Origin of the sequence: Rhodopseudomonas sp. BAL398, from assembly GCF_033001325.1 — a bacterium.
GTDB lineage: Bacteria > Pseudomonadota > Alphaproteobacteria > Rhizobiales > Xanthobacteraceae > JARJEH01.
On record NZ_CP133111.1, the window covers coordinates 2,151,953 to 2,171,501 of the forward strand.

16 protein-coding genes are annotated in these 19,549 nt (G+C 65.0%); 8 read left to right on the forward strand and 8 right to left on the reverse strand.

Annotated features, from left to right (window positions below):
• The first annotated feature begins 97 nt into the window (after positions 1-97).
• The 4 genes from RBJ75_RS10345 (at position 98) to petA (ending at position 3,234) form a co-directional block, all read left to right on the forward strand.
• Positions 98-1,489, forward strand: a complete 1,392-nt coding sequence (locus RBJ75_RS10345) for an NAD-dependent succinate-semialdehyde dehydrogenase (RefSeq protein WP_276156495.1) — start codon at positions 98-100, stop codon at positions 1,487-1,489.
• A gap of 81 nt (positions 1,490-1,570) precedes the next feature.
• Complete coding sequence (locus RBJ75_RS10350; RefSeq protein ID WP_160297955.1) at positions 1,571-1,723, forward strand: hypothetical protein; 153 nt, start codon at positions 1,571-1,573, stop codon at positions 1,721-1,723.
• On the forward strand, positions 1,716-2,390 hold the full coding sequence (locus RBJ75_RS10355; protein ID WP_044415087.1) for a site-2 protease family protein: 675 nt from the start codon (positions 1,716-1,718) through the stop codon (positions 2,388-2,390). The genes RBJ75_RS10350 and RBJ75_RS10355 overlap by 8 nt, the downstream gene beginning before the upstream one ends.
• Before the next feature lie 181 nt (positions 2,391-2,571).
• Complete coding sequence (petA, locus tag RBJ75_RS10360; protein ID WP_044415089.1) at positions 2,572-3,234, forward strand: ubiquinol-cytochrome c reductase iron-sulfur subunit; 663 nt, start codon at positions 2,572-2,574, stop codon at positions 3,232-3,234.
• A 45-nt stretch (positions 3,235-3,279) separates the two neighbouring features.
• Here the strand turns inward: petA and moaA are convergent, their stop codons facing one another.
• From moaA to RBJ75_RS10385, 5 genes are all read right to left on the reverse strand, one after another.
• Entirely contained in the window at positions 3,280-4,341 is a 1,062-nt protein-coding gene (moaA, locus tag RBJ75_RS10365) for a GTP 3',8-cyclase MoaA (RefSeq protein ID WP_080901154.1), read from the reverse strand.
• The gene (locus RBJ75_RS10370; protein WP_044415091.1) at positions 4,338-4,655 is read right to left on the reverse strand and encodes a hypothetical protein; all 318 of its coding nucleotides are present in this window, start codon (positions 4,653-4,655) and stop codon (positions 4,338-4,340) included. The genes moaA and RBJ75_RS10370 overlap by 4 nt, the downstream gene beginning before the upstream one ends.
• An 83-nt stretch (positions 4,656-4,738) precedes the next feature.
• A complete protein-coding gene (gene torA / locus RBJ75_RS10375; protein WP_276156412.1) occupies positions 4,739-7,228 on the reverse strand; it encodes a trimethylamine-N-oxide reductase TorA in 2,490 nt (829 codons plus the stop codon).
• A gap of 63 nt (positions 7,229-7,291) precedes the next feature.
• Entirely contained in the window at positions 7,292-7,942 is a 651-nt protein-coding gene (locus RBJ75_RS10380) for a molecular chaperone TorD family protein (protein WP_052629059.1), read from the reverse strand.
• 34 nt (positions 7,943-7,976) lie between these two features.
• Positions 7,977-9,152, reverse strand: coding sequence for a NapC/NirT family cytochrome c (locus tag RBJ75_RS10385; RefSeq protein ID WP_052629058.1), 1,176 nt, complete (start codon positions 9,150-9,152; stop codon positions 7,977-7,979).
• Between the two features lie 131 nt (positions 9,153-9,283).
• On the opposite strand from RBJ75_RS10385, the gene RBJ75_RS10390 reads away from it, so the two are divergent.
• Positions 9,284-9,991, forward strand: a complete 708-nt coding sequence (locus RBJ75_RS10390; RefSeq protein ID WP_044417722.1) for a response regulator — start codon at positions 9,284-9,286, stop codon at positions 9,989-9,991.
• Here RBJ75_RS10390 and RBJ75_RS10395 read toward each other — a convergent pair.
• A complete protein-coding gene (locus RBJ75_RS10395) occupies positions 9,945-12,713 on the reverse strand; it encodes an ATP-binding protein (protein WP_152647887.1) in 2,769 nt (922 codons plus the stop codon). The two genes, RBJ75_RS10390 and RBJ75_RS10395, sit on opposite strands and share 47 nt — an antisense overlap.
• Before the next feature lie 261 nt (positions 12,714-12,974).
• On the opposite strand from RBJ75_RS10395, the gene RBJ75_RS10400 reads away from it, so the two are divergent.
• The 3 genes from RBJ75_RS10400 to RBJ75_RS10410 all read left to right on the forward strand — a co-directional run bounded on the left by RBJ75_RS10400 (position 12,975) and on the right by RBJ75_RS10410 (position 16,114).
• The gene (locus RBJ75_RS10400) at positions 12,975-14,141 is read left to right on the forward strand and encodes a transporter substrate-binding domain-containing protein (protein WP_044417720.1); all 1,167 of its coding nucleotides are present in this window, start codon (positions 12,975-12,977) and stop codon (positions 14,139-14,141) included.
• Between the two features lie 23 nt (positions 14,142-14,164).
• Positions 14,165-14,773 (forward strand): ANTAR domain-containing response regulator, encoded by a 609-nt coding sequence (locus tag RBJ75_RS10405; RefSeq protein ID WP_044417728.1) that lies wholly within the window; start codon positions 14,165-14,167, stop codon positions 14,771-14,773.
• 303 nt (positions 14,774-15,076) lie between these two features.
• Complete coding sequence (locus RBJ75_RS10410) at positions 15,077-16,114, forward strand: aliphatic amidase (protein ID WP_044417718.1); 1,038 nt, start codon at positions 15,077-15,079, stop codon at positions 16,112-16,114.
• Between the two features lie 286 nt (positions 16,115-16,400).
• Here RBJ75_RS10410 and RBJ75_RS10415 read toward each other — a convergent pair whose 3' ends face one another.
• Both RBJ75_RS10415 and RBJ75_RS10420 read right to left on the reverse strand, forming a co-directional pair.
• Positions 16,401-18,695 (reverse strand): nitric oxide reductase activation protein NorD, encoded by a 2,295-nt coding sequence (locus tag RBJ75_RS10415; RefSeq protein ID WP_044416355.1) that lies wholly within the window; start codon positions 18,693-18,695, stop codon positions 16,401-16,403.
• Positions 18,683-19,483, reverse strand: a complete 801-nt coding sequence (locus RBJ75_RS10420; RefSeq protein WP_044416353.1) for a CbbQ/NirQ/NorQ/GpvN family protein — start codon at positions 19,481-19,483, stop codon at positions 18,683-18,685. The genes RBJ75_RS10415 and RBJ75_RS10420 overlap by 13 nt, the downstream gene beginning before the upstream one ends.
• Between the last annotated feature and the right edge of the window lie 66 nt (positions 19,484-19,549).

The window sequence follows — 19,549 nt, forward strand, 5'->3', positions numbered from 1 at the left end:
ATCTCCACCCAGCATTCACGCCCGCCATCGACACCAAGCCGGATCGCCGGCTGTCAGCGGTCGTCCAAGCGGGCCAACCTCTCGGAAAGCAACCAGCATGGCCTATGCCACAATCAATCCCTATAGCGGCGAAACGCTCAAATCCTTCGATGACGCCACCGACGCGGAAGTCCGCGAGGCGATCGGCAACGCGCATAATGCCTTCCTGGCCTGGAAGGAGACAGGCTTCGCCGAACGGGCCCGCATCCTGCAAAAGGCCGCCGATATCCTGCGCCAGAACAGCGACGCCTATGCCAAGCTGCTGACGCTCGAAATGGGCAAGCTGTTCTCCGAGGCACAGGCCGAGGTCGAGCTGTCGGCCAAGATCTTCGAATATTATGTCCGCAACGCCGAGACGCTGCTCAAGCCGCAGACGCTGCCGGTGCTCGATCCGGCCGAAGGCAATGCGATCGTCGTGCACGAGCCGCTCGGCGTGTTGCTCGCCATCGAGCCCTGGAATTTCCCCTATTATCAAATCGCCCGCATCCTCGCGCCGCAGCTCTCGGCCGGCAACACGGTGCTGCTGAAGCATGCCTCGAACGTGCCGCAGAGTGCGGCCGCCTTCCAGGACCTGATGAAGCAGGCCGGGCTGCCCGACGGCGCGTTCCGGAATCTCTATGCCACGCGCGCGCAGATCGAACTGATCATCAACGACGAGCGCGTGCAGGGCGTCGCCCTCACCGGCTCGGAAGCGGCCGGCGCGGTGGTCGCCGCGCAGGCCGGCAAGGCGTTGAAGAAGTCCACCCTGGAGCTCGGCGGCGCGGACCCCTTCGTGGTGTTGGCTGATGCCGATCTGGAGAAGACAACCAAATGGGCGGTGTTCGGGCGGCATTGGAACGGCGGTCAGGTCTGCGTCTCGTCCAAGCGCATGATCATCGTCGATGAGGTCTATGACGATTTCCTGAGCCGCTACCGCAAGGGCGTCGCCGGTCTCGTCGCCGGTGATCCGTTCGACCCGAAGACGACGCTGGCGCCGCTGTCGTCGCAAGGCGCCGCCGACGAGGTGAAGGACAAGATCCGCGAGGCCGTGAAGCTCGGCGCCAAGGCCGAGGAAGTCGGCCCGCCGGTCCCCAATCAGGGCGCTTTCGTCCAGCCGACGATCCTGACCGATCTCGCCCAGGACAATCCCGCCCGTTATTGGGAATTCTTCGGGCCGGTCTCGATGCTGTTCCGCGCCAAGGACGAGGACGACGCCGTTCGCATCGCCAATGATTCACCGTTCGGTCTCGGAGGCTCGGTGTTCACCGGCGATCCCGCACACGGCGCTGAAGTGGCGAAGCTGATCTCGACCGGCATGGTCTTCGTCAACCACCCGACCAAGGTCGAGGCGGACCTGCCGTTCGGCGGCGTGCGCCGGTCAGGCTACGGCCGCGAACTGATCGGGCTTGGGCTGAAGGAATTCGTCAACCATAAGCTGATCGATGTGGTCGATATCGACGCGCCCTTCTAACGTCGTCCAAGGGTCCCGAACCCCAATGGTCCCGGACCGCAACGGTCCGGGACCGCGAGGTCCTCGCGCCTTGCGCCACGCATGTTCATCGCGTCGCTCGGCGAAGTGGGACGGCCGCTGTATTACATCTCGTCCATGAAGGCGCCATCGGGCGCGCCGATGCTGGCGCCGCCGCCATGGCCCTTCTATATCAAAGAGGTGTTCCTCAGCTTCCGAGTGGTTTCTCATGGCTAGCGATCTGTCCAATATGATGCTGGTGATTTCGGTATGGGCGCTTCCGCTCGTCATCGCGGTCACCTTTCACGAAGCCGCGCATGGCTATGTGGCCAGGCTGTGCGGCGACAACACCGCCTGGATGCTCGGCCGCGTCACCTTCAATCCGCTCAAACATATCGATCCGTTCGGCACCATCCTGCTGCCGCTGATCCTGTTGTTTCTGCACTCGCCGTTTCTGTTTGGCTACGCCAAGCCGGTGCCGGTGAATTTCCGCGCGCTGCGCAATCCCCGTCGCGACATGGTGCTGGTCGCCGCCGCCGGCCCCGCGATCAATCTGGTACTGGCCGCGGTCGCCGCGCTGTCCTTTCATTTGGTCGGCTATGTGCCGGGCGAGGCCGGGCAATGGCTGGCGAAAAATCTGGTCAATGCCCTGCTGATCAACGTGTTGTTGGCGATCTTCAATCTGATTCCGATTCCGCCGCTCGATGGCGGTCGCATCGCCGTCGGCATCCTGCCGCGCGCACTGGCGCGGCCGCTGCAGAACCTCGAACCCTACGGCATGCTGGTGCTGCTCGGATTGATCTTCATCCTGCCGCTCGCCGGCCTCGACGGCACCACTCAATTGATCTCCCAATCCAGCCATTATGTGGTCCAGGCCATCCTGGCTCTGACCGGCAACGCCTGACGCGCGTCGGCGGCTGCAACAATAGCCATCCCATCGCGGCAGATTAATTATCCGACACAAAGCGGGGCCGTCTGGAACCAGGCATCAGCGACGGCTTTGTCAACTCAAGGGGGCGCAGATTAGTTCACGGCGCAAAGCGATCCGAAAGATCGCAGCACGCCGCGCTACCGGGACGACAATCATGCAAAGCTCGACCGATTCCTTGCCCGCGACGGACTCATCCGATCACCAAGAGCCGACGCGGCGCGATTTCCTCTTTATCGCAACTGGCGCCTTTGCGGCGGTCGGCGCGGTGGCAGCGATCTTCCCTTTCGTGTCGCAAATGGAGCCCGACGCCGCCACCCTCGCCGCCGGCGCCCCGATCGATTACGATCTCAGTCACCTCGAGCCTGGGCAGCAGATCGTGGTGCGCTGGCGCAACCGGCCGATCTTCATCACCAACCGGACTCCGCAGAGCATCAAGACGCTGCAGGACCCCAAGCTGATCGCCCGCCTGTCCGATCCGAATTCGAGCGAGCGGCAGCAGCCGGACTATGCCGACAATTGGCATCGCTCGCTGAAGCCCGAATATGGCGTGATGGTCGGGATCTGCACCCATCTGGGCTGCATTCCGAATTTCGAGCCGCTGCCGAGCGACATGCAGGCATCGGACAATTGGCTGGGCGGCTATTTCTGCCCGTGCCACGGCTCGAAATACGACCTTGCCGGCCGGGTCTATTCCGGCGTGCCGGCGCCTTACAATCTGCCGGTGCCGCCCTATCACTTCGTCAACGCGACCACGATCCGGATCGGCGCCAATCCACCGAACAGCCAGTTCGATTTCTCGTCGATTAAGGCGCTGTGACCCCGCGCCTTGCGGCGCGCAGGCCGGTCGATCCTTAACCGGCGATTAGCCGCCGGTCACATTGATGAAGCGGCGCACCGCGCCGGGGCGCACGATCGAGAAATCGTGGCCTTTCGGCTTGTGGCGAATGGCTTCGCGAATGCTGTCGATCAATTGCCCATCGTCGGGGCTGCGGCGCAACGGCGCGCGCAGATCGACGGCGTCGTCATGGCCCAGGCACATGCAAAGCTGGCCGGTGCAGGTGATGCGGACCCGGTTGCAGCTTTCGCAGAAATTATGGGTCAGCGGGGTGATGAAGCCGACCCGCTGACCGGTCTCCTTCACGGTCATGTAGCGCGCCGGGCCGCCGCTGCGGTGCGAACTTGGCTGCAGCGTCCAGCGCGCTTCCAGCGCGGCGCGGACCTGGCTCATCGGAATGTATTGATCGGTGCGCTCGATTCCCCCGAGCGGCATGATCTCGATGAAGGTGAGGTCGTGACCGCGCTCGCCGCACCAGCTCACCAGGCGATCGAACTCGTCGTCATTGATCCCCTTCATCGCCACCGCGTTGATCTTGATCTCGAGCCCGGCATCGGACGCCGCCTGGATGCCGTGCAGCACTTTCGACAGGTCACCGAACCGCGTCACCGTGCGGAATTTCGCGGCGTCGAGCGTATCGAGCGAGACGTTGATGCGCCGCACGCCGGCGGCCGCCAGCTCGCCGGCATATTTGCCCAGCAGCGTGCCATTGGTGGTCAGCGTCAATTCGTCGAGCGCGCCGGATTTCAGATGGCGGCCCAGCGCGCGGACCAGGTCCATCACGCCGGAGCGCACCAGCGGTTCGCCGCCGGTCAGCCGCAGCTTGCGGGTGCCGAGCGCGATGAAGGTGGCGCACAGCCGGTCGATCTCTTCCAGCGTCAGCACTTCGGCCTTGGGCAGGAAGGTCATGTCCTCCGCCATGCAGTAATGGCAACGCAGATTGCAGCGATCGGTCAGCGACACCCGCAGATAGGACACAGCCCGGTCGAACGGATCGACCAACGGAGCCAAAGCGGGCGGCGGCTCGATCCGCCGCGGCTCTGGGGCGATCCGCCCCAGCGGATCGGTTGAGGGGGCGTGGCCGATCATTGGATTGCGAGATTGCCGAGCCGATCGACGCCGACATTCAAATTGATGCCGGAGCGCTCGGCCCTGCCGCGCCAGATGCCTTTGTCGTCCAATACCAGATCGCTCACATTGGACAGACCGGAGCGCATCAGACGACGCTTGGCCTGCTTCTCCGTCAACGTGTTTTCGCCCGTGGCCAATGGGCCATCATTGATCTTCGCCGGACCACTGAGATCGACTTTCGCCGCGGGAGCGGCAGGCGCGGCGGTCTGAGCGCAAACCGGGCCGGCGAGCGCGAGGCTGAGCAGCGCGGCGGTGATGGCAAGACGGGACATGGTAGGCTCCTTGCTTTGACGTCAGGGGAGTTCGGGCGCCGCCGGGAATATCTCCCGGCGGCGGTCGTAGGTGTTGACCGCGATCAAGCGTTGGTCGGGGCGTCGAACACCGTCACCTTCGGCAGGGTGCCGGTGTATTTCTCGACATCCACCAGGCAGGTGTGGGCCGAGGTCGCCTGCGCCAGACGCGAGCTGCCGATATCCAGCGTCAGCACATTGACGTCACCGTGCTTGCACAGCGTGTTCGGATCCTTGACGTCGACCGGATCGTACCAGGCGCCTTCCTGCAGCTGGATCACGTTCGGACGGATGTCGTCTGAGACCACCGCGCCGGCGAGACATTGGCCGCGACCGTTGAACACCCGCACCACGTCACCGGACTTGATGCCGCGCGCCGCGGCGTCCTTGGTGTTGATCAGGCAAGGCTCGCGATCGGCGACCTCGTAGATCTTGCGGACCCGCGTGCCATTGAGCTGCGAGTGCATCCGGTGCAACGGATGGTTCGAGTTCATGTGCAGCGGATAGGTCTTGTCCTTCTGGCCCAGCCATTCCATTGGCTCCAGCCATGAGGCGTGCGGCGGGCAGTCGTCGTAACCCATCTTCTCGATCGGTTTCGAATACAGCTCGATCCTGCCGGTGCCGGTCGGCAGCATGTTCTCGACCGGATCCTCGCGGAAATCCGCGTATTTGGTCCAGCTGAGGTGCTTGGTCGGGGTCTCGAATTCGACGATGCCCTTTTCCCAGAACTCCTCGAAGCTCGGCAGCGTCACCGCCTTCTTGGCGTCGGCGGTTTTCTTGGCCGCGGCGTAGACGTCGCGAACCATGTCCATCTCGCTCTTGCCGCCGGTGAACTCCTGGCCGACGCCGAGCCGTTCAGCGAGCGCGGTGAAGATCGCGTAGTCGGTCTTGGATTCGAACACCGGATCGACGACCTTCTTCATCGCGATATAGGCGCGCTTGGACACGGCGCCGACCATCTCGATGTCGTCGCGCTCCGTCGTCGTGGTGGCGGGCAGCACGATGTCGGCGAAGCGGGCCGAGGCGGTCCACTGGAAATCCTGGACCACGACGGTCTCGAATTTCCGCCAGGCCTTGCGCATCCGGTTGCGGTCCTGATGGTGATGGAACGGATTGCCGCCGACCCAGTAGGTCATCTTGACGTCGGGATAGATCTTGGTCTCGCCGTTGTGCTCATAGGTCTGGCCGGGCTTCTCCAGCATATCGACGATGCGGGCGACCGGGATCGATTGCGCGCCCTTCTCCTTCGGCCATGGCTTGTTCGCCTTGCGGGTGCCGCCCGACATCCCGGGCGCGAGCGCGGGCGCCAGACCCGCGGGAGATCCGAGGCTGTAGAGATGATAGTTCTGGCAGAAGCCGCCGCCGGGCATGCCGACCTGACCGACCATCGACGCCAGGGTCACGAAGGCCCAGGGCCATTGTTCGCCGTGGTGTTGACGCTGGCAGCTCCAGCCGCTGGCCAGCATGGTGCGGTTTTCGACGAACTGGTGCGCCAGCCTGCGGATGACCGCAGCGGGAATTTCGGTCACCGACTCGCCCCATTCCGGCGTCTTCTCGACCTTGTCCCAGCCCTTGCCGAGCAGATAATCGGACACCTTTTCGAAGCCGAAGGTGTAGTCCGAGATGAACTTGGCGTCGTAGAGCTTTTCGGTCAGCAGCACGTGAGAGATCGCCAGCGCCAGCGCCACATCGGTGTTCGGCCGGATCGCCAGCCATTCGGCGCCGAGATATTTGCAGGCCTCGAGATTGACCGGATTGATGAAGATCGCCTTGATGCCGGCCTTCTTCATGTCTTCGAACCACTTGTATTCCTCGTGGTCGGGCAGCGCGAAGCCGATCTGGTTGGTCTTGAACGGATCGGCGCCCCAGAACACGATGACCTTGGTGTTGTCGAGCACGGCCTGGTAGGTGGTCTGCGGGCCGGCGGCGTCGATCGAACCGACGACGTAGGGCATGATGCCTTCGAGCGCCGCCTTCGAGTAGTTGCTCGACGAGCGCACCGCGCCGCCGTTGAGGTTCATCAGTCGGGTCAGCATGATCTGCGGATTGCCGATCTCGCCCGAACTGCGCCAGCCATAGCTGCCGGCATAGACCGCCCACGGCCCCTCCTGCTCCTCCAGCCGCTTGATCTCGCCGGCGACCAGATCGAGCGCCTTGTCCCAGCTGACGCGGACGAAATCGCCATTGCCGCGGGTGTCGCGATCGGCCTTGATGCCGTTCTCGAGATAGGCGCGGCGCACCATCGGATAGCGGATACGGCTCGACGAATAGACCACGTCCTGCACGCCATCGAGCGCCTTGTTCGGATGAAAATCCTTCTCCCACGGGCGCAGGCTGGCGAAGCGGCCATTGTCGACCTTGGCGTAAAACGCGCCCCAATGCGACCCGGTGAGGATTTCCTTCGGCGCGTCGGCCGCAAACGCACTGCCGAGCACGCCCGGAAGCATCACGTCGGCCACGGCGAGCCCCGAGAGCGCCGAGGTCGCGCTGAGAAAGCGACGCCTCGACAAGGTTTTGGCTTCGAACATGGTGGTCTCCTTCAGGTTCTGGAGCATGGCGGGCTCATCCGAGCATCCATCTCCGCAGCATGATTCAGTTCGTTCGGCATGCGGCACGGCTCAGGCCGCGCGTGACGCCGTTCCGAGAATTGGCAGGTTCAGCAACCGTTCGAGCACGCCGGCCGACGCGGCGTAGAACCCGGTGGTGTCGTGCATCTGGCAGGCGGCGGCGAAATCCGGCACCCAGCGGCGCAACCGCGCCAGCAGCTCGTTGGCGACCTCGGTGTCGTCGACATTGCCGGAGGCGGCGGCGAGCTCCAGCGCCTCCGACAGCAACGACAGCTCGATGACCAGGTGATCGGGGGCCTCGGGGAAATCTTCCGCAGGGCCGCGGCCGCGGCGTCGCAGCAGCAGGGCCATTTCGCCCGCCGGCTCCTGATATAACCGCCCGCTGCCCTGATAGGCCGATTCATAGGGCGGCGCCGACATCGGCCCGCCCGAGCCCAGAAACAACCGGCAGAACGCCGTGTTCAGCACCGACTCGGCTTGCGCGATATCGGGCAGATCGCACACCGCCTTGACGGCGGTCTCGACCCCTGGACGCAACGCGTCGATACCGGCCAGCGCGGCCAGCGGCCCGGAATTCGCAGGCAGCAGCCGCAGCGCGGCGAGATCGGATTGCTCCAGCGGAGCTCCGAACAACGCCGTGACGGTGGCGATCGCCTCGGCATACGCAGTCAGGGGAAGCGAAGCGGATTGAGTGGTGGTCATGACGATCGAGCCTCGTGGGGTTTGGCGCCGCAAATCAGTGCGCGGCTTTCGGCATGTCCTTGGCGCGGAGCTGGAAGTAGGCCTGCAGCAGGCGAACCTCGTCCGCTCCGAGCGCGGTGCCGTCTTTCATCTCCTTGATCACGCCGATCCATTGGTTCGCCGGCAGATGACCGGGCTGCGGCAGGCTGTGGCAGGCCCCGCAGGCGGCGCTGGCCATCTCGGCGCCGTAGGAGCTCAGACCCGCATGGTCGCCGGTGAAGGCCGCGGCCTTGACCCAGCCGCTGATGCTGGCCTTCTGCCAGGACAGCGTGGTGTCAGGATCGATTTCGGCCTCGCCCAGCGTGACCGTGTCGGCGAGCTTGTTGCTCATGCTGAGTTCGAAGATGCGCCGCGCCTTGGCGGCAACCATCAGGCGATTGACGCCCTCCTGCACCCAGCCATTGACCTCGACCTTGATATTATCACCCTTGCGCTCGAGCACTTTGACCTCGGTGAGCGGATAGACCTTGCCATCGCCGTTGCCGGCGTCACCCTCGGGCGGCTCGGCATAGAACGGAGTCGACGACAGCGCGTAGAGCGTGTCGGCGCTGCCGCTCTTGGCCACGGCCTGGCTCTTGAGGTCGTCGAACAGCGATTTGTAGCCGCTCGACATGTCGGGCAGTTTGTGGGCAATGCCCTTGTGGCAGGAAATGCAGGTCTCGCCTTTGGCCAGCCCCTTCTGCATCACGGTCACGGCCTTCGGGCGCTGCTTGTGAATGTCCATCGCATCCTGCGAATGGCAGCTGCGGCACTCGCGCGAATCGGTGGCCTCCATCTTGGCCCAGACCCGCTTGGCCATTTCGAGCCGGTGCTGCTCGAATTTCTCCGGGGTGTCGATGGTGCCGAGAATGGTGTGCCAGACATCCTTCGCGGCCATCACCTTGGCGACCAGCTTGGGACCGAGGTCCTTGGGCACATGGCAATCCGAACAGACCGCGCGAACGCCGGAGGCGTTCTTGTAATGCGGCGATTTTTTGTATTCCTCGAAATTGCCCTTCATGGAGTGGCAGGAGACGCAGAACTCCAGCGAATTAGTCTTGTGGAGCGCCACAGAAAATGCACCCCAGCCAGCCAAAGCGCCCCCGGCTGCAACAATGGCGACAAGCGCCACCGTGCCCATTCCTACGGGTTTCTTTAACCAAACCTTCAGCCGTGCAATACGTGAGCCCATCGTCGTTCTCCTGCTCCTCGCGACGAGGAAATGCTGGGCAGGAGATACGGGCGTGATGTAAATGCCCTTGCCTTGACTTGCGAATGAGATGTTAACAGGGCATCGTGCTCACCCCCTAAGTAAAGATACGTATGGCCAGCCGAAAGCATCTAGTTGTCGTCGATGACGAGCCCGTGGCGCGCGAGTCGCTCGCAGCCTATCTGGAGCGCGAGGGATTTCGCGTGACCATGTCGAAGGACATCCGCGATCTGCGCGGCGTGCTGGATCGCGAACCCGTCGATCTGATCCTGCTCGACATCCGACTTCCGGGCGAAGACGGCCTCAGCTTCTTGCGCAAGTTGCGTTCGCGTTCGGATCTGCCGGTGATTTTCGTCACCGGCCGCGGCGATGAAGTCGACCGCGTCATCGGGTTGGAATTGGGCGCCGATGACTACGTCACCAAACCCTTCGCGCACCGCGAATTGCTGGCGCGGATTCGCACGCTGCTGCGCCGGACCTCACAAGGCTTTCGCTCCGAACGCCCGGACTGTGCCCGCCACTTCGCCGGCTGGACGCTCGATCTGTCGAAGCGCTGCCTGACTGCCACCGACGGCGAAGAAGTGCGGCTGACGCGCGGCGAGTTCGATCTGCTGGCGGCGCTGGTACGCAGTCCCGGTCAGGTGCTGTCGCGCGACACGCTGCTCGACGAGAGCGGCCATCGCGACGGCGCGCCGAACGACCGCACCGTCGACGTGCTGATCGCGCGGCTGCGCCGCAAGATCGAGGTCGATTCGGCCGATCCGCGGCTGATCGTCACTGAGCACGGGGTGGGCTATCGCTTCGCCGGGCCCGTGAGCTGAGCAGCACAGCCCAGGACCGCCGCAGGGCGGCGATCCTGATGGGGGCCCGCGCCGCCATCACCCGCGCGCAGCGCCGCATCGCCACCACATCATCCGCCGCCGCGGCGCGTTCGGCCAATTGCGCGAGCCGCGCCAGATGCGTGAGGCCGAGATTGCCCGCGGCACTTTTCAGCCGATGCGCGGCGTCGCCGAAAGCCCGCGCATCGCCGGCTTCGATCGCCTTGCTGGCTTCCTCCAGTAGCGCCGGGGCCGTTGAGACAAACAGCTCGACAATGTAGCCGGTTTTCTCCTCGCCGAGATCCTCGCAGCGCTGTTCCAAAACTGACCCGCTGGAGGCCGGTGGCGGCGGACCATCGTCCCCGGCGCCGACCGCATCGGCCAGCTCCCGTCGCAAGGTCTCCTGCCGGAATGGCTTGGCGATATAGCCGGTCATGCCGACGGCGAAGCATTGCGCGATCCGCGCCGGTGACACATTGGCGGTCAGCGCAATGATCGGCACCTCGCGGCGCGTCGGATGCGCCAAAGCGCGGATCGCCTGCGCCAGGCCGATGCCGTCGAGACCGGGCATGGCGAGGTCTGTGAGCACGACGTCGTAATCCTGCTCGGCCGCCAGCGCCGCCGCGGTGAGCCCATGGGTGACGTGATCGACGCTGTGCCCCATCTGCTCCAGCATCGCGGTGGCGACGGCGGCGTTCACCTCATTGTCTTCCGCGAGCAGGATCGACAGTTTCGGAGTCGCATCGACCGCAACGGCGTCGGACGCGGGCAAATGCGGGCGCGCGACGACGAGATCGAGCGCGACGCTAAACACGCTGCCGCAGCCCAACGTGCTTTCCACGGTGATGCTGCCGTCCATCGCATCGACGATGCGCTTGCAGATCGCCAGCCCCAGGCCGCTGCCGCCGAACCTGCGGGTGATCGAGGAGTCGCTTTGCGAGAACGCGTCGAATATATGGTCGAGCGACTGGCGGGCGATGCCGATGCCGGTGTCGCTGACGCGGAATTCCAACCGTCCGCGGTCCGGGCGCGCGACGCTGCGCAGCCAGACCACGCTCAGCACCACCTCGCCGCCGCTCTGGGTGAATTTGACGGCGTTGCCGACCAGATTGAGCAGCACCTGGCCGATCTTCGCCGGATCGCCGATCAGCGAGGCCGGCAGATCGGCAAATTCAGTGCGAAACGCCACGCCCTTTCCGTCGGCCTGCGGGGTCATCGTGGCGGCGATGGTGCGCAGCAGATCGTCGGGACTGAACGCGATGGCCTCGAGCTCCATGCGGCCGGCCTCGATCTTGGAAAGATCGAGGATGTCGTTGAGGATCGACAGCAGCAGCGAGCCTGATTGCGCGATGGCGTCCAACCAGCGCCGCTGCTGCCCGGAGAGCGGACTGCCGGCCAGCAATTGCGCCATCCCCAGAATGCCGTTCAGGGGGGTGCGGATTTCGTGGCTCATGGTGGCGAGAAACGCGGTCTTGGCGCGGCTCACTTCGTTGGCGCGCTCGATCTCGACCTCCTGGGCCTTCTCCAGCAGCCGTTGCAGGTGCTGCGCCTTCAGCGCGCCGACGCGCAGCTCCTCCAGCGCGCCGGCCATCGCCCCCATCTCGTCGGGATAGCCGGTGGCGGGTACCGGCGTTGCGAATTCCTGCCGCGACAACCGACCGATGGTGTCGACCAGCAGCTTCATCGGCGACGACAGCCGCCGGCGAACCGTCAGCAGCCAGAACCCGACCAGCAGAATGCCGATCGCCGTGACGGCGGCCATCGTCACCAGCATGATCGAGGCGCTGGTCTTGCGGGCCTCGGCCTGCGCATTGGCCAGATCGAGGGCGTCATTGCCGAGTTTCAGGATGGCGTCATAGGCCGAAATGCACAGTTGCGACCATTCGGCGGCCGGCATCGCGGGCTGGCCGGAGCCGTCGAGATTGTACAGCACGTCATCCATCTTCTTTTGCACGATCTCGGTGGCGATGCGGCCATTGGCGACGTCCGCCACCAGCTGCGGCGGCGCGCCGGGTCGGCTCAAATAGGATTCGAGCAGCTGCCAGCGCCCGGTATATTCGCCGACACCTTCGCGCCAATCCGCCAATTGCGCGCGATCGAGCGGCAGGTTCTTCTGCACATTGGCTCGCAGCGCCGAACACGGGCGGCCGTAGCGCTCGCGGATCGCGTAGGACGACTGCCGTAGCAGCACCAGTTCGGCGATCGCGGGATCGAGCATCCGAACCATGTTTCCCGCCGCGACCGAGGCATCCTGCAGCCGTTGGGCGACGTCGTACATCGCCAGCCGCCAGGGATCGGCGACGCTCATGTCGCGTTGCGCCAAAGGCCGCCGCATGATCGCCGAGAGCAGCGAACGGCTGCGCGCAAGCGCGTCATGAGCCCCGCGCAACCCCATCAGCAATTCGTCGCCGCCGTCGAGGTTGGTATCGGTGATCGCCGCGGCGGCGGAATCGTAAAGCGCATCGACCGTGCGGTTCGACTTTTCGACCGTCGGCCCCGCATCATCGCGCGACAACACCGCGACGCCGGCGACGCCGACTTCGAAACGGATTCCCGTCATGGCGTTGAACAGCACCCGGTCGGTATGCGTCAGATCCACCACCCGATCGGCATCGACAAAGGAGCACCATTCATGCACCGCCACGAAGGAGGTGATCGTCATCAAGGCAAGGATCGAGGTCCAGTGCAGCGCCAGCACCAGTTTCGCCAATGAGTGTTTGAACACGCAGGATCCTTCCGCTTGGTCCGATCATCGTTCGGGCCGTGTCGATGGCGCGCCGGCGAATTGGACTCCGGCGCAGCCAAGTCCGCCAAAGCCAAGTCTGCCCAAGCCAAGTCCGCCGAAACCGGCACTGTGTCAACGCCACAATGCTCGGTCGCGGCGATTCGCCGATCCGTCAGACCTCGGCGCCGCCAATATCCCTTTTGATATTCGGCTGATCCCCCGTAAGCTTGCGCCGAGCCCGCGAGGATTGTTGCAGACCATATGACATCACATCACCAACGAGCCAGCGCCTGGCGGGTCGGCGTGTTGTTTTCGCAATCGGGCACAACTTGCGGGATCGAACAAACCCAGTTGAACGCCACGCTGCTGGCGATCGACGAAATCAATGCCGCCGGCGGCATTCTGGATCGGCCGGTCGAGCCGGTGATCTATGATCCGGCGTCCGATCCCAAACAATTCCGGGCGCTCGCAGAGCGGCTGTTCCTCATCGACGGCGTCCGGCTGCTGTTCGGCTGCTACATGTCCAGCACCCGCAAGGCGGTGCTGCCGGTGGCTGAGGCCAATCGCGGCCTGCTGTTCTATCCGACGCTGTATGAGGGGTTCGAATATTCGCGCCATTGCGTCTATACGGGCGCCGCGCCGAACCAGAATTCGCTGCAGCTGGCCAAATTCCTGCTCTCGACCTACGGCAACCGATTCCTGCTCGTCGGCTCGAACTACATCTATCCGTATGAATCGAACCGGCTGATGACCGATTTCGTGATGCAGGACCGCGGCAAGATTCTCGACGAGATCTACGTGCCGCTGCGGGCCGAGCCGGCCGATTTCACCAAGGTCATCGCCCGCATCAAGAAGACCGCGCCGGATGTGATCTTCTCGACCGTGGTCGGCCAAAGCACCGCGACCTTCTATCAGGCCTACCGGGCGGCCGGGTTCGATCCGGCAAAGCTGCCGATCGCCAGCCTGACCACCAGCGAGGCCGAAGTGGCCGAGATGGGGGCGGAGGCCGCCGAGGGCCACATCACCGCCGCGCCGTTTTTCGAAACGCTGTCGACCGCCTCGGCGCGCCGCTTCGTCGCCAGCTTCAAGGCCAAATACGGACCCGACGCGCCGGTCACCGCCGCCGCCGAAGCCGCCTATTTCCAGGTCCATCTGGCGATGCGCGCAATCGGGCGCTGCGGCACCGACGAGCCCGACCGGGTGATAGCGCAGCTGCACGATGCCGAATTCGACGCGCCGCAAGGCCGCGTCCGCATCGACCCGTCCAACAATCACACCTATCTTTGGCCGCGCATCGCCAGGCTGGATCAATCCGGCCGCTTCCGGACGGTGTGGAATCCGGGCGTGCGGATCAAGCCCGATCCCTATTGCGTGGTGCAAAGCCTGGACGATTGGTCGGCCGACGACCTGCAGACCGCACCGCAATAGTTGCGAACCCCGGAGCACACATGGTGGCGATTCAAATTCTTCGCGACCTTCGGGGCTTGCGGGTCTGCGTTGTGCATCCGCCGGACTCCGAGCGCGTCAGCCTGATCGAACATCTGCGCCGCATCGGCTGCATGGCGGACAGCCAATGGCCGATTCCGTCGGGCTGGAGCGATAGTTACGACGTCATGCTGCTGGTGATCGAGAACGAGCTTCGCGACGATATCCAGCGCCTGTTGAAATCCACCGACCACCCGCGCCCGACCCTGATCGCCATCGTCGGCTACGAGGATCCTACCACATTGCAACTGGTGCTCGAGGCCGGCGCGATGGCAGTGGTGGAGCGGCCGATCCGGCCGTTCGGCCTGCTGACCCAACTCACCATCGCGCGCAGCCTGTGGCTGGAAAAACGCGAGGCCGAAAAGCGGACCCGCAAGCTCGAGCGCAAGCTGGCGGGCATAGCCCGAATCCAGAAAGCCAAGACCGTGCTGATGGAAGCCCAGGGCCTCAGCGAGGCCGATGCTTACGACAGCATCCGGCGCCAGGCTATGTCCAAGCGGGTCTCGATGGACGACATGGCGGCGGCGATCATCAACGCAAACGAGCTCTTGCAGTACCGTCCCAAAGATGGTTAGCTTTATGCATCGTTGCCGCAACTGATCGTTGTCGCGCGAGTTCACCGAACCACCGATGATGCTGGTTCGGCATAGGCTACGCAGCCCGAAAGATCCGCGAGGATCGTTCGGGCTTTTTTGTGTTTGGCGGCCTTTTGTGTTTGGCGACCGGAGGCCGGAGCGGCGACGACCTTGTCGGCCGACCGCCTTTGACGATTGCAATTCCGAGCAACACGCTTCGGCGTGGACGATGGCGGCTGTCATCGTTCGCCCCGCGCGTTGCCGCACCGAGCTAACAACGCAGGGAAACCCCAGGAGAGCGACATGCATCACGGCGATATTTCATCCAGCAAGGACACCGTCGGCGTTGCCGTCGTCAACTACAAGATGCCCAGCCTGCACACCAAGGCCGAGGTGCTGGCCAACGCCCAGAAGATCGCCGACATGCTGGTCGGGATGAAGCGCGGGTTGCCGGGCATGGACCTCGTCGTCTTCCCGGAATATTCGACCCACGGCATCATGTATGATTCCAAGGAAATGTACGACACCGCCTCGACCATCCCGGGCGAGGAGACCGAGATCTTCGCCGAGGCCTGCCGCAAGGCCAAGGTCTGGGGCGTGTTTTCGCTGACCGGCGAACGCCATGAGGAGCATCCCAACAAGGCGCCCTACAACACGCTGATCCTGATGAACGACAAGGGCGAGATCGTGCAGAAATATCGCAAGATCATGCCCTGGGTGCCGATCGAGGGCTGGTATCCGGGCAATTGCACCTACGTCTCCGACGGACCCAAGGGATTGAAGATTTCGCTGATCATCTGCGACGACGGCAACTATCCGGAGATCTGGCGCGACTGCGCGATGAAGGGCGCCGAACTGATCGTGCGTTGCCAGGGCTACATGTATCCGGCCAAGGATCAGCAGGTGCTGATGGCCAAGGCGATGGCCTGGGCCAACAACGTCTATGTGGCGGTCGCCAATGCCACCGGCTTCGACGGGGTGTATTCCTATTTCGGCCATTCGGCGATCGTCGGCTTCGACGGCCGCACGCTCGGCGAATGCGGCGAGGAGGAATACGGCATCCAATACGCGCAGCTGTCGATGTCGCTGATCCGCGATTTCCGCGCCACCAGCCAGTCCAACAACCACCTCTTCAAGCTGGTGCATCGCGGCTACACTGGCATGATCAATTCCGGCGACGGCGACAAGGGCGTGGCGGATTGCCCGTATGATTTCTATTCGAAATGGATCGCCGATCCGCAGGGCACCCGCGAGATGGTGGAATCCTTCACGCGGAAAACCATCGGCACCGAGGAATGCCCGATCGACGGCATTCCAAACCAGACGACGAGCCATCGTTAACGACGAGCGCCCGCGACTGATGTCGCAGGCGTTGTAGTCCGACCTTCCAACACCGTCATGGCCGGGCATGTCCCACGGCCATGACGAAGGAGAGTCACGCTGGCGCGTCTGAGAATGTCATTCCGGGGCGCGAGCAGCGTCAGCTGCGAGCGAACCCGGAATCTTGCCGCTTGTGCCGTGTCGCGAGATTCCGGGTTCGCTCGGCCTGCGGCCTCGCGCCCCGGAATGACACCATTGCCGGAATGACGCCATTGAAGTGCTTGGCCGTCGCGCCGAGCGCAATGCGTCAGCGCCGCGCCAAACGAAAATACAATTCCGACAACCGGCTCGGCAGATCCTCGACGCGGTGCACCAGCATGGTGTTGCCGCGACCGAAGATACGCGCCGCCGCGCTCATGCCGCCGGGATCGAGCACCACGCCGAAACCGTCGATCCCGCGATTCTTCAGGCCGAGCGCGGCGCGGCGGGCGTCCTCGACCAGGTCGCGCGGATCGGCGTCGATGTCGGACGGCTCGCCGTCGGTCAGCACGATGACGAGCTTGCGAAAGCTGCGGGCCTGGCTGATCACCTCGCCGCCATGGCGCAGCGCGGTGCCGAGCCGGGTCGACAGGCCGGAGCTCAGACCCGCCAGCCGCGCCACGCTGGCGCGGTCATAGCGCTCGGCAAAGCTCTTGACGCAGGTCAGTTCGACATCGTCGCGGCCATTGGAGGCAAAGGCCAGCAGGCAGAACGGATCGCCCAGCGCCTCCATCGCCTCGGCCAGCACCGCCACGGCGAGACGTTCGACGTCGAGGATGGTGGCGCCGGAGGCGAGCCGGTCGCGGGTCGATTCCGAGATGTCGATCAGCAGCAGCACCGCGAGGTCGCGATGGGTCGCGGCGGTCGAGCGGAAGATCCGCGGGTCCGGCTGCTGGCCGCTGCGCAGCGCGATGCCAGCCTCCAGCATCGCATCGACGTCAAGGTCGTGGCCGTCGCGTTGGCGCTTCAGCCGGACCGATCGACCGACGCGAACGGCGCGGACCAATTGGCGGATCCGGTTGCGCAACATGTCGGCGCGTTCCAGCGCGTCTTCGACAATGCGCGGATCGCCCGGCCGCGGCGCGCCTTCGCGCACCGTGGTCCAGTCCGGCCGCGCGCAACTCTGCGCCAGATCCCACTCCGGATAGCGCGCCATCACGCGGCCGCGCTGATCCGGCGGCACAGGCCTGGCGCGGCCGGCGGCGGCGATATCGGCGCTCGGATCAGGCTCCACCTCGCCGTCCCCGTCCCGCTTCTCGGGCCGCGCGGCATCGACGCTGAGTTCGAGCACGTCGCCGGATGGCGGCGTATTGTCGCCGAAGTCCCACAGGCCCAGCCCGTCGTCGCGATACAGCGGCTCGACCACATAGGTCCTGGCGTTGAACTGCACCCGCATCTGGCCGAGATCATTGCCGAGCAACATTCCGATCTCGCGGCTGATCGCCGCATCGGCGATCCGTGGCAGCGCCGCGTCGAACAGAAGGCGGCCCTTGGCGACAAAGCCGTCATCGTCCGCGTAGTCCGCATCGAACAGCGCGCGGGCCAGCCGCGCCAGCAGCGACGGCGCGGTGGCAACACCGCCGGCTTCTGCGACATGGTAAGGCGCCCACAACCGTCGCAAGCCGGGCAGTTCGCGCATCGCCAGATATTCGACGCGGGCGTCCTCGATCAGCGTCACCAGCGCGACCTGCAGCGGCTTCAGCTTGCCGAGTTCGAACGGCGCGCCGCCGAACACCAGATGCGCCTGCGCATGCGCGGCGGCGGCGCGGTATAGCATCGGCGTCGCTTCGGCGGCGACGCCGCGATAGAAGTCCGGCAGTCGGATCAGCGGCCCGGCAATCGACGCGCGCCGCTGCGCGCTGTGGCCCGGCTGCATCGGCAAGGGCCGCAACAGCGGCGCCCTGCCCCATAGCGCGGTGACGAAGGCCTTGGTCGGGCGCTCGGCCTCGGCAAAGCCGGGGCCGGCAGCGGCGCGCTCCAGCAGGCGGCGTGACAACTCGTCCTGCAGCGAAAAGAACGCCAATTGCCGTGGCTTGTTGCCGGCCGCCGCTTTCAGCCCGGCGGCGATGAAAGTCTCGAATGCCGCGATGTCGCCGCCGGCCAGGATCTCCGCCATCCGCGACGCCAGCGGCGCGACGCAATCCGGCGCCTCGCAAGCAAGCCGCGCCAGCGCGGTCCACCATCGCGTCAGCGCGGCGCCGTCGCCGAGCCGCTGCCGCGCGATCGCATAGGCCGCAAGCGAGGCGGTGGCGGCCTGCCCGCCGGCGTGGCGGCAAATATCGGCGGCGCCAGCGGCCGCCGCGACCAGCGCCAGCGGCTCGCCCTCCGTCTTGCTGATATCCCAAAACGCGATCAGGCACGATGCGCCGGCATTGACGTGGATCAGCGCGAGCACGCCGCCAGCCCAGCGCTGCAATTCGTCGGCGTCAAAGCGCGCCGCAAGCTCGTCGCTGGTGGCGCGAAACAGCGGCCACAGCCGCTCGCGTTGCCGCATCATCTGCGCAAGCCGGCGCATCGCGTCGCCGGCCGCGACCGGCAGCGCCAATCCGCTCACGGCAGGCACGCGTCGATCGCGGCGCTGAGCGCCTGCCTGATATCGGCATTGTCGGTGATCGGCAGGACAATGCTGGAGCGCACCGCGGCGGCGAGCGGCAGGCCGGCGCGCACCAGCCGTCCGGCATGGATCAGCATCCGGGTCGAGGCGCCCTCGTCCAGCCCGTGGCCCTGCAGATTGCGCGACCGCGCCCCGATCGCCACCAGCACGGCCGCCAGCGCCTCGTCGGTGCCGGCCTCGCGCGCCACGATCGCGGCCTCGACCGCGGCCGGCGGATAGTCGAAATCGATCGCGAGGAAACGCTGCTTGGTGGATTCCTTGAGATCCTTCACCGCGCTCTGGTAGCCCGGATTGTAGGAAATCGTCAGCTGGAAATCGGCATGCGCCGCCACGATCTCATTGTGCTTTTCGAGCGGCAGGATGCGGCGCGCATCGGTCAAGGGATGGATCACCACCGTCGTATCCTGCCGCGCCTCGACAATCTCGTCGAGATAGCAGATCGCGCCATGGCGCACCGCCAGCGTCAGCGGCCCGTCGTGCCACACCGTGCCATGCGGCTCCAGCAGATAGCGGCCGGCGAGATCGGAGGCCGTCATGTCCTCATGCGCGGCGACGGTGACCAGCGGCTTGCCGAGCCGCCACGCCATGTGCTCGACGAAGCGGGTCTTGCCGCAGCCGGTCGGCCCCTTCAGCATCACCGGCAGGCGTTCGGAAAACGCCGCCTCGAAGATCGCGATCTCGTCGCCGGCCGGCTGATAGAAGGGTTCCTGGGCGATGCGATAGGCTGCGAGGGTCATGCGTGCTCCACGATGTAAGCGTGGCAACGGCAGCCAGAGGACAGACGGCCGCGCCCAGCGAATGGG

Coding starts and splice junctions, on each gene's coding strand:
- RBJ75_RS10345 (WP_276156495.1), top strand. CDS start 98: ATGGCCTATGCCACAATCAATCCCTATAGCGGCGAAACGCTCAAATCC.
- RBJ75_RS10350 (WP_160297955.1), top strand. CDS start 1,571: ATGTTCATCGCGTCGCTCGGCGAAGTGGGACGGCCGCTGTATTACATC.
- RBJ75_RS10355 (WP_044415087.1), top strand. CDS start 1,716: ATGGCTAGCGATCTGTCCAATATGATGCTGGTGATTTCGGTATGGGCG.
- petA (WP_044415089.1), top strand. CDS start 2,572: ATGCAAAGCTCGACCGATTCCTTGCCCGCGACGGACTCATCCGATCAC.
- moaA (WP_080901154.1), bottom strand. CDS start 4,341: ATGATCGGCCACGCCCCCTCAACCGATCCGCTGGGGCGGATCGCCCCA.
- RBJ75_RS10370 (WP_044415091.1), bottom strand. CDS start 4,655: ATGTCCCGTCTTGCCATCACCGCCGCGCTGCTCAGCCTCGCGCTCGCC.
- torA (WP_276156412.1), bottom strand. CDS start 7,228: ATGCTCCAGAACCTGAAGGAGACCACCATGTTCGAAGCCAAAACCTTG.
- RBJ75_RS10380 (WP_052629059.1), bottom strand. CDS start 7,942: ATGACCACCACTCAATCCGCTTCGCTTCCCCTGACTGCGTATGCCGAG.
- RBJ75_RS10385 (WP_052629058.1), bottom strand. CDS start 9,152: ATGGGCTCACGTATTGCACGGCTGAAGGTTTGGTTAAAGAAACCCGTA.
- RBJ75_RS10390 (WP_044417722.1), top strand. CDS start 9,284: ATGGCCAGCCGAAAGCATCTAGTTGTCGTCGATGACGAGCCCGTGGCG.
- RBJ75_RS10400 (WP_044417720.1), top strand. CDS start 12,975: ATGACATCACATCACCAACGAGCCAGCGCCTGGCGGGTCGGCGTGTTG.
- RBJ75_RS10410 (WP_044417718.1), top strand. CDS start 15,077: ATGCATCACGGCGATATTTCATCCAGCAAGGACACCGTCGGCGTTGCC.
- RBJ75_RS10420 (WP_044416353.1), bottom strand. CDS start 19,483: ATGACCCTCGCAGCCTATCGCATCGCCCAGGAACCCTTCTATCAGCCG.